The organism is Devosia litorisediminis (assembly GCF_018334155.1).
GTDB lineage: Bacteria > Pseudomonadota > Alphaproteobacteria > Rhizobiales > Devosiaceae > Devosia > Devosia litorisediminis.
In genome coordinates this window covers 181,737-195,425 of the sequence record NZ_JAGXTP010000001.1, presented here as the reverse complement: position 1 = coordinate 195,425, position 13,689 = coordinate 181,737, and the positions used below count along the sequence as shown (strand labels likewise).

Here is a 13,689-nt window from a genome sequence, read left to right as displayed (position 1 = left end):
TCAAATATTGTCTCTGCCCTAGCTCTCGGGCTGGGGCTCCATGCCGCCCTCAGGTGGCGCATCAGGGCGCTTCTTGCCGGGTTTGCCGGCAGAGGGCACACCGCTCGCCTTGGTAGGCGTATTGGTGTCATCGGGACGGATTGGCTGATGCCCTTCCATAAGCGCGCGCAACTCATCACCCGTTAGCGTCTCGTATTCGAGCAGCGCCTGCGCAATGGCTTCCCACTGGTCGTGATAGGTGGTCAGGATGTCCTTGGCCGACGCCTCGCCATCCTCGATCAGCTTGCGCACTTCCTGGTCGATGATGCGCGCGGTGTCGTCCGACATATGCTGGCTCTGCGTCACCGAATGGCCCAGAAACACTTCCTGATCATTCGACTTGTAGCGAACGCGACCGAGTTTCTCGCTCATGCCCCATTCCATCACCATCGAGCGGGCAAGGCTGGTCGCCATCTGGATATCACCCGAAGCACCGCTGGTCACCTTTTCAGGGCCAAACTTGATGATCTCGGCTTCGCGACCACCAAACAGCATCGTCAGACGAGCCAGCGCCTTCTCGCGAGAGAACGAATAACTGTCGCTCTCGGGCAGGGTCATTACCATGCCCAGGGCCCGGCCACGCGGAATGATCGTTGCCTTGTGGATCGGGTCGATACCGGCGACCTTAAGCGCTATGATGGCATGGCCAGCTTCGTGATAGGCGGTCAGCTTCTTCTCGTCCTCGGACATGGCCATGGTACGACGCTCGGCGCCCATCATGATCTTGTCCTTGGCATCTTCGAACTCGGCATGGGTGACGAAGCGCTTATTGCGCCGCGCTGCCATCAGAGCCGCCTCGTTGACCAGGTTCATCAGGTCGGCACCAGAGAAGCCGGGGGTACCACGGGCCAGCACTTTCAGATCCACATCAGGGGCCAGCGGCACCTTGCGGACGTGAACCTTGAGTACCTTCTCGCGACCCGACACATCCGGGTTTGGCACCACGACCTGACGGTCGAAACGACCGGGGCGCAGCAGCGCAGGATCCAGCACGTCGGGACGGTTGGTTGCGGCGATCAGAATGATGCCTTCATTGGCTTCAAAACCATCCATCTCGACCAGCAACTGGTTGAGCGTCTGTTCGCGCTCGTCATTGCCGCCGCCCAGGCCGGCGCCACGCTGGCGACCGACGGCGTCGATTTCGTCGATGAAGATGATGCAGGGTGCGTTCTTCTTGGCCTGTTCGAACATATCGCGGACGCGGCTGGCGCCCACGCCGACGAACATTTCAACGAAGTCAGAACCCGAAATGGTGAAAAACGGCACATTGGCTTCGCCGGCGACCGAGCGGGCCAGCAGCGTCTTACCGGTACCCGGAGGGCCCACCAGCAGCACACCACGTGGAATACGACCACCCAGACGCTGGAACTTGCCAGGATCGCGCAGGAATTCAACGATCTCTTCGAGATCCTGTTTGGCTTCGTCCACGCCGGCAACGTCTTCAAACGTCACCTTGCCTGTGGACTCGGTCAGCAGCTTGGCGCGCGACTTGCCAAAGCCCATCGCGCCACCCTTGCCGCCACCCTGCATCTGCCGGATGAAGAAGAACCACACGCCGATAATGACGATGAAAGGCAACCAGGAAGACAACAGGATCGACCAGAACGGGCTCGACTCTGGCGCCTGCGCCGTGATCGAGACGTCCTTGTTCTCGAGCTTGGTGATGACATCGGCGCCATCAGGCAGCACGGTTTCAAACCGTGTACCGTCAGAAAGTGTGCCCGACACCACATTGTTGGTGATCACCACGTTCTGCACGCGACCAGCATCGATGTCGGTCACGAACTGGCTGTAGCTCTTGTCAGCAACGGAAATTGAGCGGGTCGACGACTGAAAGACCTGAAACAGGCCCATCAGCATGAAGAGAATGACCAGCCAGATGGCAAAGTTGCGGAAATTTCCGTTCATCAATCCTGTCCCGGAGAAGGCCGCGCTAGGAGGCGCGGTTAGTGTGCCGAATGTAAGTCCGGCATTAGGGCGATACAAGGGCCAGACCTGCGGCGGTTTGGTCCTTCCGTCCAGTCATATTGTCATTACGGGGTTAATACGCTGTGGCCACGGCTTTGGTTTCCTCGGCTTTGGGCTTTTCCCCATACAGCCCCAAATGGCGCTATCAGGCCGAGACGAGACCACGGCCAATGCCAGTCCGAGACGACAGCGTGACTAGTCGATCAACAATTGCACTGTGATGCGTTCATCGAACGACCACCCACCAAGCGACAGCACACCACCCTCGGCATCGCGCACAATGGGGGCAGTGCGAATGGCTTCGGCCGGTGCCGTTACCTTGAAGCCCAGAAAATCCTCCAGGCGATGGCGCGGCAGGTAATCGGCCACGCTCGCCGTCAGTGTCTTGTCGTCAGACCCGTTGATAATGCGGAACCGCTCATCCCAGACCAGTTCGCCCCGCGGGTGCAACAGGGCATCGGGCGGCAGACTGCGCCCCGGTTCGCGCGCGACGGCAATCGCATCGCCCTTGATCCGGACCACGCATCCCAGCACGGTGGTGGAGCGCGGTAGATCATCATTGGCAATGGACTCGCGTAGCCGTTCGACCTGCCCTAATGCGCGCGGTTTCTGACGCCCGCCCACAATGTTGAGCACCCGGCTCAAGACGCGGGTGGCAATCGCCGCGCTCAGTCCCATAAACGGCAGCAGTTCAATGCGCGCGGAACCAAATCCATCCAGTCGCACGATCTCGGAAAAGCAGGCCTCTGCCATCTGCGCAATGGCGGCATCAGCTTCCGACATGCGCGCTGCAAACAAAGCAAGGGTCGCCGCGTCCAGCCCGAGTTTGCTCAATCCCGGCATAGCCTGACGCCAGCGCACGCGCTCATAGTGCGGATCAACATTGGACGGGTCAGCCGCAGGCTCCAGCCCGGCCGCCTCGACAACACTGAGCAGCGCGTCAGGAGGCACATCGAGCAGCGGACGATGCAGCCGGACACCTTCCACCTGTGCCATCGGCGCCATGCCCTTGAGCCCTTCGATACCGCTGCCATGGGCGAGCCGCATCAACACCGTTTCGGCCTGATCATTGCGGTGATGAGCCGTCAGCAAGACCGCTACACCGTCGGACTTCATCGCTGCCCCTATCAGGCGGTAACGCGCCAGCCGTGCCGCTTCCTGCAGGCCCGACTGAGGCTTGTCACCATCCCATCGCAGCGCCGTCCCGGCAACGCCCAGTGACTGGCACGCCGCCAGCACCATCGCCACTTCAGCCTCTGCTTCGGGCCGCAAGCCGTGATCGACCGAATAGACATGCAGGCGCGGCGGCTTGGCCAGGCTGGTCGCCCAGCGCTGCGCCAGCACCAGCAACGCCAGACTGTCAGCACCACCTGAAACGGCCAGACCAATGGCCGGCGCGTCCGCTACCGCAGCGAACAGCGCGGCCAGTCCGCCCTCGCTATCGAGATCAGGACCTAGCCGGGCGGGCATTCGGCGCGAGCTTTTTCCTGAGCCAGACGGGTGAGGAACACGGCTGACAGATCGGCATAGCGATTGTCGATTTCCGCCAGCGTCCGACAGGCCGTTTCACGCTCGCCGGCGCCCGACAAACTCATCCCCAGCTTAAGCAGCAGATCTGGCGCACGGGGGTGCTCTGGTGCCTTCTGGAACGCGTTGAGCAACACATCGGCGGCTTCGCTATAGGCAGCGCGATAAAGCAGCGCGTCACCCAGCAGATTGGCCGCTTCGGTAGCTTGTGGATTGTCGGGATAGAGCGCCAGGAACTGGCTGAACTGATCCTCGGCAAACGGATAGTCGCCGCTGCTGATAGCTTCAAAGCCGGCAGCGAACTGCGCGTCGGCATCAGGGTTGCCGGTGGCAGCCGCGGCCGGATCATAATTGAGATCCAGCGGCTCGCCTGTCACCAGATCAAGTCCCCCCATCGCGCCGGTGCCCACAAGCGGGTCAAACGACTCGCCCATATCATCCATGGGCATGCTGCCATCGGTAAAGGTGGGGTCAAATTCGATCTCCCCGGGCAACGGCTGCACGCCCTGCTCGGGAATATCAGTCATTGGAACGCCTTCGGCGTCAGCTGCATTGGCCGGGTCCTGCGGCAACGCCTCAGGCTGCATCGCGCCGCCTGCTTGGGTTGCCGCATCAGTTTTTGGGCTGCCACCGCCTTCCAGCGCCTGGAAGCGGAATTCATTGTCTTCCGCCATGCGGTTGACGATTTCCTGCAGCTGCGTGAGCTGGAAGGTCAGTCCCTCGATCTGACCATTGAGCAGTCGGTTCTGCTCCTCAAGCTGCTGCAGTCGCACCATCAGCTGCGCGGTATCCTGGGACTGCGCCACCAGAATCCGATCTGGCGAAGCATCGCTGATTACCTGTCCGATATTGGCCGGTGGCGTGGAAAACATGGCGGCATTGACCAATGTCGGGGTGGCAACCCCGGCCATCAACACCGCGGCAATCGCCAGCGGGGCGCGCGCCCTGTTTGAAATAAGTGTCTTCAAGATACTGAGCCTCCAGTGGTCTGGTTGTGCACGAAAACCATGAACCGTTGCAGGCCTGCAAATAAAGGCCAATTTTGGTCAAAAGAAAGCGCCCGGGCCATTTACATGGCTCCGGGCGCTCTTGCCTCCAGTTTGCACTGGATAAAATCAGCTCTCACGTGAGGGGAGAACCGTTTGCCTAACTCTACTGGACGACAGTGACCGCGCGGCGGTTCTGGCTCCAGCACGAGATGTCGTTACAGATCGCGACAGGGCGCTCCTTGCCGAACGACTGGCTGGTGATGCGGTTGGCACTGACGCCGCGCGACACCAGATAATTGACCACCACCGAGGAACGACGCGCGCCCAGGGCGATGTTGTATTCACGCGTACCGCGCTCGTCGGCATGGCCTTCGATCATGATGCGGTAGTTCTGGTACTGGTTCAGCCAGGCGGCTTGCTTGTCCAGCGTGGCCGTAGCTTCCGATGTCAACGAACTGGAATCGGTGGTGAAGAACACGCGATCGCCAACCGAGACTAGGAATTCCTGCTGGCTGCCGGGGGCACCGCCGCCGGGGCCCAGATTGCCCACACCCGTCGGCATGGTGTTGGGCGTACGCGAACAGGCCGCGATTGCCACGACGAAAAGGAGCATCGCGGCGGCACGCAATGCGGTGTTGAACGGTGCGGTGATAACCACGGTGGGCTCCTGGAAAGGCGAAAATCTTAAGTTCGGCATTTACCGCACTTAGTCTTAAGGCCGGGTTTGCTGGCGTGGTTAATCATTGCCTATCGCGGCGCCAATGTGGCGGGAATGCTGGCTTTTTTGTGATGATGCTGTGGCGCCACAGCGCCTACTGGCATCACATTAAGGTTAAGCCCTTGGTTGAACAGCAAGATGGCCACCCGCATTGCTGCCGATGGCCATCTCATTTTGTTCGGTGCTGGCGTGGATCAACCGCGCAGTTCGGACCATGACGGGTCCGAGGCATAGCTCTCGGTAGGTACGGTGAGCAGATTGCGCCCCCAGATATCCACGCTCATCAGCTTGGGGCCGTCATTACCGCCCGGATCCTGGAAGAACATGATCACCCGACCATTGGGCGCCCAGCTCGGACCCTCGGCATGGAAGCTAGAATACAGCATCCGCTCGCCCGACCCGTCGCTATTCATGATCCCGATATTGAACTGTCCACCCGACTGCCGGGTAAAGGCGATCAGATCACCCTTGGGCGACCACACCGGGGTCGAGTAACTCCCCTGGCCAAAGCTGATGCGCTGAGCGTTACCGCCACCGGCGCTCATCATGTAGATCTGCGGCGAGCCACCTCGATCGCTTTCGAACACGATCCGGCTGCCGTCAGGCGAATAGGACGGGCCGGTGTCGATGGCCGCACCCGATGTCAGTTGCAGCGGCTGCCCGCCATTGACGCCGGTCGTATAGATATTGGTCGAACCGCCCTGCTCTACCGAGAAGGCAACCGTGCCGCCATCAGGCGAGAAGCGCGGCGCAAAGGTCATCGCGCCCACATCGGTCAGGCGCTGCTGACGGCCGGTCGACAATTGCAGCAGATAGACCTGCGGGTTGCCGTCCGCGAAATTCATATAGGTGACCATATCGCCATTGGGCGAAAAGCGTGGCGTCAGCGCCATCGAACTGCCATCGGTCAGATACTGCACATTGGCGCCGTCCTGATCCATGATTGCCAGACGCCGCACACGATTGGCCTTGGGGCCGCTTTCGGCCACATAGATCACCCGCGTATCGAAATAGCCCGAGCCACCGGCCAGCGATTCATAAATCGCGTCGGAAATGATATGGGCGACGCGGCGGCTCGAATTGGCATCGGTGTTATAGCTCTTGCCCACCACCTGCGCAGCCTGCTGGGTATCCCAGACACGCACCGAGGACGAAATCTGGCCCCCGCGCTCAACGCCACCCATCACCAACGCGTCGACATTGGCAGTCCGCCATGTCGGAAAATCTGGGGTCGCATTGACGTCACCGACCTGCACCGGCAGCGAGGCTGGATCGAGCGGCAGAAACAGGCCCGAGCGGCGCAGATTGTTGCGCACGATCTCGGCGATTTCCCGACCAAAGGCGGGGTCCGAGGACGCGAAATCAGGAATGGCGATGGGCAATGGCTGGAAATTGGCCCCCTCCACCACAATGCGCAATTGCGCCATGGCGAGCGAAGAGCCGGCCAGCAACGCGCCAGCGGCCAAGCCAAGTTTGAGCGCCAGGCGCCGGGTAAGCAATGTCATTTATCGTCTCCAATCTCGCCGCAGGTGCGCCATGTTGCGCGCCCAGCGTACCAATTCAAAGTCACGGCCGCAGTTCCACTTCAATCTGCCGCCATTCATCATAAGCGTCTGCCGAAAGCATCTCGTAGGGTCCGCACTGTGTCACCGCACGCTGCGCTGCGCGGGCCACCGCGCCACCTGCCGCAGAGGCATCGGCCGAAATAATCTGTGTGCCGGCCACGGTCCGATCAGGGTTCATGGTCACCATCAGGCGCACATTGAGCCCACTATTGATATCGCTGGGCAACAGGTTCCAGCATGTCTTGATCCGCGCCACCAGACCATCAATGGCCGACTGACTCAAACGGGCAGAGGTACCCGTCGTGTCACCCAGTGTCGGCGTGCCACCTTGTCCGGTGGTGCCACCGGTGGTCTTATCATTGTTGATAATGGCAGAAATATCGTCGGCCAGTGAGGCATCGAGCTGCGGCTTGGGCTGTTGTTGTTGCGCCTGTTGGGCCGCAGCTGCTCGTTTGCGCTCTTCTTCTTCCTTTTTCTTCCGTTCCGCCTCGGCGGCTGCCAATTGCTGCCGCTTCTGATCCAGATTGGCCGGACGCGATGCCGGCACCGGCGCTGCGACCGCAGGCGTCACGGGATCCGGTGTAGGTTCAGGGGTTGGCTCGGGCGCAGGCTCCGGCGTTGGCGCTGGTTCAGGCGTTGGCGCTGGCACGGGCTCAGGAGTCGGCTCAGGCGCAGGAGTGGGTTCTGGCGTTGGCTCTGGACCAGGCGTGGGTCGCGTTGCTGGCACGGGGGCAACAACAGGCTCAGGTGCCGGCGCAGGCTCGGGCGCGGGATCCGGCTCAGGGGCAGGTTCGGGCTGGCTTTCGGGTGCAGGCGCGGTGTTGGTCACGGGGGCGGGCGTTGGTATGTCGGCGGGCGACGGCGTCACCTGGTCCTGCTCGGTATTGCCCGTAGGCTGGGCAATCTCGGCGGGCGTATCATCTTCAACGATTGATGGCGTCTGGGTATCGACAATCGTGCTGTCGAGCTGGCCAGCGCGAATATTGGAGTATTCCTCCACCGGCACCAGATCGACCGAGATCGACTCTACCGCCGGCATCAATGGCTCTGCCAGACCCAGATTGATCAGGCCGATGGTCAGCACAACGATGTGGGCGATGATCGATGCGGTTACGCCGATGCGCACTGGACTAGCCCGGTTCCCGCTCGGTGATCAGACCGATCTTGGTATAGCCTGCCGCCGACAGAATGCCCATTACGCGCATCACCGAGCCGTAGTCAGCCGTGGTATCGCCGCGCAGGAAGATCCGGTCTTCCGGGCTGGTGTTCATTCCGGTCAATGTATTGATCAGTTCGGCCTCGGCAACCGCATTCTCGTCGACATAGATCACCCCCTCCGGCGTCACTGCGACGGTGACCGGCTGGGTCTGACTGGGCATTTCATTGGCCGCCGTCTGCGGCAGGTCAATGGGAACGCCAGCCGTCATCATTGGCGCTGCCACCATGAAGATGATCAGCAGAACCAGCATCACGTCCACCATGGGCGTAATATTGATTTCGCTCATCACCGCTTTCTTGCGGCCGCGACGGCGGCGTCCGCCGCCCCCGCCACTGGTTGCTGCGCCCATGCCCATGCTAGTGGCTCCGCGCTTCGAGCTGACGGCTGAGAATGGTCGAGAACTCGTCGGCAAAGCCTTCCAGGCGCCCCACCATCTTGGATGAGTCGGAACTCAGCTTGTTGTAGGCGATAACCGCCGGGATAGCCGCGACCAGACCAATGGCGGTCGCAAACAGAGCCTCGGCGATCGGCCCGGCGACCACAGCCAGATTGGTGCTTGAAGACGCAGCAATGGCGGTAAAGGCATTCATGATGCCCCACACGGTGCCGAACAGACCGATAAATGGTCCGGCCGAACCGATAGTGGCTAGAAAGCCCAGCCGTTTTTCCAGGTTTTCGCTCTCGCGGGCAATGGCGACATCGAGCACCTTGTCCAGGCGCTGCTGCATGCCCACAAAGCTCGCCGCATTCTGCTCGTGGCTGCGCTTCCACTCCTTCATCGCGGCGACAAACACCGCGCCCATGCCGCCCGATGGCTTCTCGGACTGCATCTGATAGAGCTCTTCAAGCGACTGACCCGACCAGAATGTCCGCTCAAAGCGGTTCATCTCGGCATTGGTGCGGCGATAGATGATGGTCTTGTCGATGATGATCGCCCAGCACCAGATCGAGGCACCCAGCAATCCCAGCATCACCGACTTGACGATCCAGTCGGCAGCCCAGAACAAGCCCCATATGGAAAAATCGGTGTGCGGCACAGCGGCACCCACAGCGTCCATGGCTTCCATGTAGTGATCCTTTTTGGCCCGGTTCACGCACCCGACCCTCTGCCATCAGGCGATGGGGTCGAAATCTGTCAAAATTAAGAGAAATGCCCGGAAACCGGACCGTTGTGGATAGGCAGCCGGGCATAAGCTCGCTTTGCCGCAATTATGGTCAAGGATTGGTTAACAAAGCGATTCGGCGCGCAACAAGCACCGAGATGTGATCAGCCATTCCGCCGGGGCGAAGCGCCTAGCTTTCCGGAGTCACCAGCGCGCGCACCGCAGCCGGCATGCGAGCAGGTCCACCCGTTGTCTTGATCGCCACTACCATCACGCTGGCCCGCGTCAGTACGGTGTCCGCGCGCATGATGGTCTGGGTCAGCATGAGTCGTGCGCCGGTGGCGGAGGCAACAGCGGTCGTCACCGTCAGTAGATCGTCGATATGGGCCGCGCCGTCGAACTGGATATCCATCGAGCGGACTGCAAATGCCACGCCCTGCGCTGCCAGTTCGGAATGATGGATACCTGCATCACGCAGAAACTCAGTGCGGCCGCGCTCGAAGAATTTCAAATAGGCCGCATGATAGACATTGCCCGAAAAATCGGTGTCCTCGTAGTAGATACGGACCGGGAAGCGATGCACGCTCACGCCTCGGGCTCCTCAAACAGGCTGGACTGCATGCCAACAAATCCCTGCGGCACAACCTTGCCCAGATGCTGGAAAGCAGCGCCTGTCAGCATGCGGCCACGCGGGGTGCGCTGAATGAACCCTTGCTGCAGCAGATAGGGCTCAACGATTTCTTCAATGGCGTCACGGGGCTCACTCAATGCAGCGGCAATGGTCTCAATGCCCACCGGGCCACCATCATAGAAATCAGCAATCGTGGTCAGATAGCGCCGATCGAGCTGATCGAGCCCGCGCGCATCCACATCAAGCCGCAGCAACGCCTTGTCCGCGATGGCTCGGGTAATCTCGCCCGATCCGTCCACCAGCGCGAAATCGGTCACCCGGCGCAGCAGCCGCCCGGCAATGCGCGGTGTTCCGCGCGACCGGCGGGCAATCTCCATGGCCCCATCAGGCGCCATGGGCATGTCCAGCAAACGCGCGCCGCGCGTTACGATCTGCACCAGTTCCTCAGGCGTATAGAAATTGAGCCGCACCGGGATGCCGAAACGGTCACGCAGCGGCGTGGTCAGCAGCCCGGCACGTGTCGTTGCCCCGACCAGCGTGAACTTGGCCAGATCAATCCGCACCGAGCGGGCAGCCGGACCTTCGCCGATGATCAGATCGAGCTGAAAATCCTCCATCGCGGGATAGAGCACTTCCTCAATCGCCGGGTTGAGCCGGTGGATCTCGTCGATGAACAGCACGTCGCGTTCTTCGAGATTGGTCAGCAGGGCGGCCAGATCGCCAGCCTTGGCAATCACCGGGCCCGACGTCGCGCGAAAGCCAACGCCCAATTCCTTGGAAATGATCTGCGCCAGCGTCGTCTTGCCCAGACCGGGCGGGCCGACAAACAACACATGGTCCAGCGCTGCGCCACGCTGTTTGGCCGCCTGGATGAAGACTTCGAGATTGGCACGCGCTGCAGCCTGACCGACAAACTCGGAAAAGCCCGAGGGACGCAGCGACACATCAAGATTGTCGTCGCGCCCGGCGGCTGGAGAGGTCAGATCAGTCAACTACTCAGCTCCCGCAATCCTAGCCGGATCAGTTTCTCGGTGGGGATACCCTCCCCCTCACGCGCCACGATTCGGGCCAGCGCGGCCGATGCCTGCGCGCTCGAATAACCCAGATTGGTCAGCGCCGAAACCGCATCCGAAATCGCGCCCGGCGCAACACCATCACCCAGCGCGGCCTGCAGCCCCAGCGTGCCCGCATCAATACCGGCGCCGGTGGGCACCTTGCCCTTGAGTTCGGTCAACAGGCGCACCGCCAGCTTGGGACCCACACCATTGGCGCGGCCAATCATCGCCTTGTCCTGCAGCGCAATGGCGCTCGACAGTTCTGATGGCGACAGCACCGACAGGATCGACAGCGCCACCCGGGCACCCACGCCCTGAACAGTCGACAGCAGATTGAACCAGGCCTTCTCGCTCTCGGTTGCAAAACCATAGAGCCGGATCATGTCCTCGCGCACGATGGTCTCGATGAAAACCACGCCAGCTTCCCCGACACACGGCAGGGCCTGCAGCGTGCGGCTCGAGCAATATGCCTCGTAACAAACCCCACCACAGTCGATCAGCACATGGTCATCGCCAAAGCTGTCGATCAGTCCCTTGAGCTTGCCGATCATGCCATTGCCCTCAATCGCTGGTTGGCCACCCGGTGATGGGCGTGACAGATCGCAATCGCAAGCGCATCAGCCGCATCGGGCCCTTTGAAATCGGCCGTCGGCATCAAGGTCCTGACCATCAATTCTACCTGCCCCTTGGCAGCATGACCGGTCCCGACCACCGACTTCTTGACCAGATTGGCGGCATACTCGGCTACCGGCAAGCCGCGTGCTGCCGGGGTCAGCAATGCCACCCCCCGCGCCTGCCCGAGAATCAGAGCCGAGCGCACCCCGGCATTGACGAAGGTTTCTTCTACGGCAGCTTCTGCGGGCACATAGCGGTCCATGACCGCGCCCAACCCGGAAAACAACACCGCAAGCCGTTCGGCCAGCGAACCGTCGACCGGTGGCGTCACCGTTCCTGCGCCAACAAAGGTCAGCCGACTGCCCTGACTTTCGATCACGCCCCAGCCGCAGCGGCGCAGGCCCGGATCGATGCCGATGATTCGTGTGGATAAGCTCATGGGGTATCCTTAATCACAGGCGCCAATCCTACCAAGTTCAATGTGAACAAAATGGCAACGGCGACGGTGGATAACCTCCATCTGGCTAAAATTTTATCGATCCCGCCAACACATTCTTCAAGATGCCCCCCTAGCGTTCCGACCAAGGGATGCAGGGATCAATAAATGACCGGACTAAACACCGAGCTGCCGATAAAATCGTGGCGCCGGATCAAGCGTATTGCGGGCAGTGCAACCGCCGTCTCCGTGGCACTTTCGGTCATTTTGACCAATGTGATCATGGAGACCTTTTCAGCAGGCACGAGCCTGGCCGGACTGCTCGTGGCCATCACCATGCCCATCATCCTGGGTGGCCCCCTGGTATTTGTGCTGACACTGCGTCACGAGCAGCTGCGCCAGGCCAATCTGCAGCTCCAGGCACTGCTCTCGACCGATTGGTTAACCGGGTGCCGCTCGCGCGGCGCTTTTACCCATCAGGTGGCCGACTATCTCGACGCCCCCGCAAACGCTGGCGGCGCTCTGCTCGTCATCGATGCGGACAACTTCAAGACCGTCAACGACCGTTTCGGGCATGACGTCGGCGATCAGGCCCTGCGCCAGATCGCCGATGCGCTTCATGCCGCCACGGCCAACACCGCCGCCATCATTGGCCGCTTGGGTGGCGAGGAATTTGGCATCTTCCTGCCCGGCACCGATGCTGTCGCAGCCGACCGGGTTGCACAGCGCGTGCGCAGTGCCGTCGCGGCCATCGCTTTTTCACCAGCCGGTACCAAATGGCCACTCTCAGTTTCGATTGGAGGCGCTATCTACTCCGCCAGAACACAGTTTTCCGTACTTTACCGTCATGCCGATCAACGCCTCTACCAGGCCAAGAACTCCGGCCGTGATTGCGTAGCGATGATGCAGGCCGCATGACCCAAACCGGCCAACATCTCTGATCGAGGTGAACCACCAGACTTCGTCCTATTTACATCCGCCCGCGCTCAGTTGCGCCGTTCGCAAGCCGGAGATTGTCCGATGTTACCTTCCAAGACTTTGACTGCCCTGCAGAGCTGGTCCAGCGTTGGCCGGTGGACCCTGTTCGGTACTCTGTCGTGTATGCTGGTGTCGGTCGCCTTCAACACGCTGATGTTTGGTGATTTGGGCCCCACCGCCCTGCAGCGCTCGATTTTCAGCGCCACCGTGCTCCCCGCCCTGCTGGGCATTCCGCTGTTTTTGTTTCTGGGCATGCGCGTACGGGGATTGGCTTTGAGCAATATGCGGCTGGGTCTGGTCGCCCGCACCGACAGCCTGACTTCATGCCTCAATCGCGGCGCCTTCACCGCCCGGGTCACCATATTGCTGGCCCAGCGTGAGACCACCGCCACCGGCGCACTGCTAATGATCGACGCTGACAATTTCAAGGCGATCAACGATCTGTTCGGCCACGACAATGGCGATCAGGCTCTGGCCATCATCGCCCGCTCGATCCGCTCTGTGCTGCGCACTGGCGATCTGGTGGGTCGCATGGGTGGGGAGGAATTTGCCGTCTATCTGCCGGACCTGGATTATTCTCAAACCGAGGCCATTGCCGAGCGCATTCGCCGCTCGGTCAATCTCGCCGTCTTCAACCCGGACGGGCGCCAACGCACGCTCTCGGTCAGTATTGGTGGTGCAGTCTTTGAAGGGCGCGCCAGTTTCGCTGAACTGTTCCGCATTGCCGATCAACGCCTCTACAAGGCCAAGCAGACGGGCCGCAACCGGTCGACCGTGGTCAACGTCGCCGACCTGCCCATCCCCAGCCTGCCCTGCAGCGCATAGAAAAAGGGCGGCACCCTTGGC

The 13,689-nt window shown here is 61.1% G+C and carries 14 protein-coding genes; 2 read left to right on the top strand and 12 right to left on the bottom strand.

Annotation, left to right across the window (positions count from 1 at the left end; genetic code table 11):
* Positions 1-18: 18 nt before the first annotated feature.
* From ftsH to ruvC, 12 genes are all read right to left on the bottom strand, one after another.
* Positions 19-1,947 (bottom strand): ATP-dependent zinc metalloprotease FtsH, encoded by a 1,929-nt coding sequence (gene ftsH, locus KD146_RS00955; protein WP_212656891.1) that lies wholly within the window; start codon positions 1,945-1,947, stop codon positions 19-21.
* Between the two features lie 255 nt (positions 1,948-2,202).
* A complete protein-coding gene (tilS, locus tag KD146_RS00950) occupies positions 2,203-3,477 on the bottom strand; it encodes a tRNA lysidine(34) synthetase TilS (RefSeq protein ID WP_212656890.1) in 1,275 nt (424 codons plus the stop codon).
* Positions 3,462-4,502, bottom strand: coding sequence for a tol-pal system YbgF family protein (locus tag KD146_RS00945; protein ID WP_212656889.1), 1,041 nt, complete (start codon positions 4,500-4,502; stop codon positions 3,462-3,464). Before KD146_RS00945 ends, tilS begins: the two co-directional genes overlap by 16 nt.
* Positions 4,503-4,686: 184 nt before the next feature.
* Positions 4,687-5,136: a peptidoglycan-associated lipoprotein Pal gene (pal, locus tag KD146_RS00940; protein ID WP_249327682.1), complete on the bottom strand. Its 450-nt coding sequence runs from the start codon at positions 5,134-5,136 to the stop codon at positions 4,687-4,689.
* A gap of 299 nt (positions 5,137-5,435) precedes the next feature.
* Entirely contained in the window at positions 5,436-6,746 is a 1,311-nt protein-coding gene (gene tolB, locus KD146_RS00935; protein WP_212656887.1) for a Tol-Pal system beta propeller repeat protein TolB, read from the bottom strand.
* Positions 6,747-6,807: 61 nt separating this feature from the next.
* Complete coding sequence (locus KD146_RS00930) at positions 6,808-7,932, bottom strand: hypothetical protein (RefSeq protein ID WP_212656886.1); 1,125 nt, start codon at positions 7,930-7,932, stop codon at positions 6,808-6,810.
* Positions 7,933-7,936: 4 nt separating this feature from the next.
* On the bottom strand, positions 7,937-8,380 hold the full coding sequence (tolR, locus tag KD146_RS00925; protein WP_212656885.1) for a protein TolR: 444 nt from the start codon (positions 8,378-8,380) through the stop codon (positions 7,937-7,939).
* A gap of 1 nt (position 8,381) precedes the next feature.
* Positions 8,382-9,083 carry a protein TolQ gene (tolQ, locus tag KD146_RS00920; RefSeq protein ID WP_212659054.1) on the bottom strand — a complete coding sequence of 234 codons (702 nt, stop codon included), beginning with the start codon at positions 9,081-9,083 and terminating at the stop codon, positions 8,382-8,384.
* A 235-nt stretch (positions 9,084-9,318) separates the two neighbouring features.
* A complete protein-coding gene (ybgC, locus tag KD146_RS00915; RefSeq protein ID WP_345790718.1) occupies positions 9,319-9,717 on the bottom strand; it encodes a tol-pal system-associated acyl-CoA thioesterase in 399 nt (132 codons plus the stop codon).
* Entirely contained in the window at positions 9,714-10,751 is a 1,038-nt protein-coding gene (ruvB, locus tag KD146_RS00910) for a Holliday junction branch migration DNA helicase RuvB (RefSeq protein ID WP_212656884.1), read from the bottom strand. The genes ybgC and ruvB overlap by 4 nt, the downstream gene beginning before the upstream one ends.
* Positions 10,748-11,365 (bottom strand): Holliday junction branch migration protein RuvA, encoded by a 618-nt coding sequence (gene ruvA / locus KD146_RS00905; RefSeq protein WP_212656883.1) that lies wholly within the window; start codon positions 11,363-11,365, stop codon positions 10,748-10,750. The genes ruvB and ruvA overlap by 4 nt, the downstream gene beginning before the upstream one ends.
* Positions 11,362-11,868 carry a crossover junction endodeoxyribonuclease RuvC gene (gene ruvC / locus KD146_RS00900; RefSeq protein ID WP_212656882.1) on the bottom strand — a complete coding sequence of 169 codons (507 nt, stop codon included), beginning with the start codon at positions 11,866-11,868 and terminating at the stop codon, positions 11,362-11,364. The genes ruvA and ruvC overlap by 4 nt, the downstream gene beginning before the upstream one ends.
* A 165-nt stretch (positions 11,869-12,033) precedes the next feature.
* Between ruvC and KD146_RS00895 the strand changes: the two genes are divergently transcribed.
* Positions 12,034-12,783 (top strand): GGDEF domain-containing protein, encoded by a 750-nt coding sequence (locus tag KD146_RS00895; protein WP_212656881.1) that lies wholly within the window; start codon positions 12,034-12,036, stop codon positions 12,781-12,783.
* A 102-nt stretch (positions 12,784-12,885) separates the two neighbouring features.
* Positions 12,886-13,668, top strand: a complete 783-nt coding sequence (locus KD146_RS00890; RefSeq protein WP_212656880.1) for a GGDEF domain-containing protein — start codon at positions 12,886-12,888, stop codon at positions 13,666-13,668.
* The last annotated feature ends 21 nt before the right edge of the window (positions 13,669-13,689 follow it).

What these genes read in the sequence shown, in the direction of transcription:
- KD146_RS00890 (WP_212656880.1), top strand. Translation starts at nt 12,886, where the DNA reads ATGTTACCTTCCAAGACTTTGACTGCCCTGCAGAGCTGGTCCAGCGTT.
- tilS (WP_212656890.1), bottom strand. Translation starts at nt 3,477, where the DNA reads ATGCCCGCCCGGCTAGGTCCTGATCTCGATAGCGAGGGCGGACTGGCC.
- KD146_RS00895 (WP_212656881.1), top strand. Translation starts at nt 12,034, where the DNA reads ATGACCGGACTAAACACCGAGCTGCCGATAAAATCGTGGCGCCGGATC.
- pal (WP_249327682.1), bottom strand. Translation starts at nt 5,136, where the DNA reads ATGCTCCTTTTCGTCGTGGCAATCGCGGCCTGTTCGCGTACGCCCAAC.
- tolQ (WP_212659054.1), bottom strand. Translation starts at nt 9,083, where the DNA reads ATGGACGCTGTGGGTGCCGCTGTGCCGCACACCGATTTTTCCATATGG.
- ruvA (WP_212656883.1), bottom strand. Translation starts at nt 11,365, where the DNA reads ATGATCGGCAAGCTCAAGGGACTGATCGACAGCTTTGGCGATGACCAT.
- ruvC (WP_212656882.1), bottom strand. Translation starts at nt 11,868, where the DNA reads ATGAGCTTATCCACACGAATCATCGGCATCGATCCGGGCCTGCGCCGC.
- ftsH (WP_212656891.1), bottom strand. Translation starts at nt 1,947, where the DNA reads ATGAACGGAAATTTCCGCAACTTTGCCATCTGGCTGGTCATTCTCTTC.
- tolR (WP_212656885.1), bottom strand. Translation starts at nt 8,380, where the DNA reads ATGGGCATGGGCGCAGCAACCAGTGGCGGGGGCGGCGGACGCCGCCGT.
- tolB (WP_212656887.1), bottom strand. Translation starts at nt 6,746, where the DNA reads ATGACATTGCTTACCCGGCGCCTGGCGCTCAAACTTGGCTTGGCCGCT.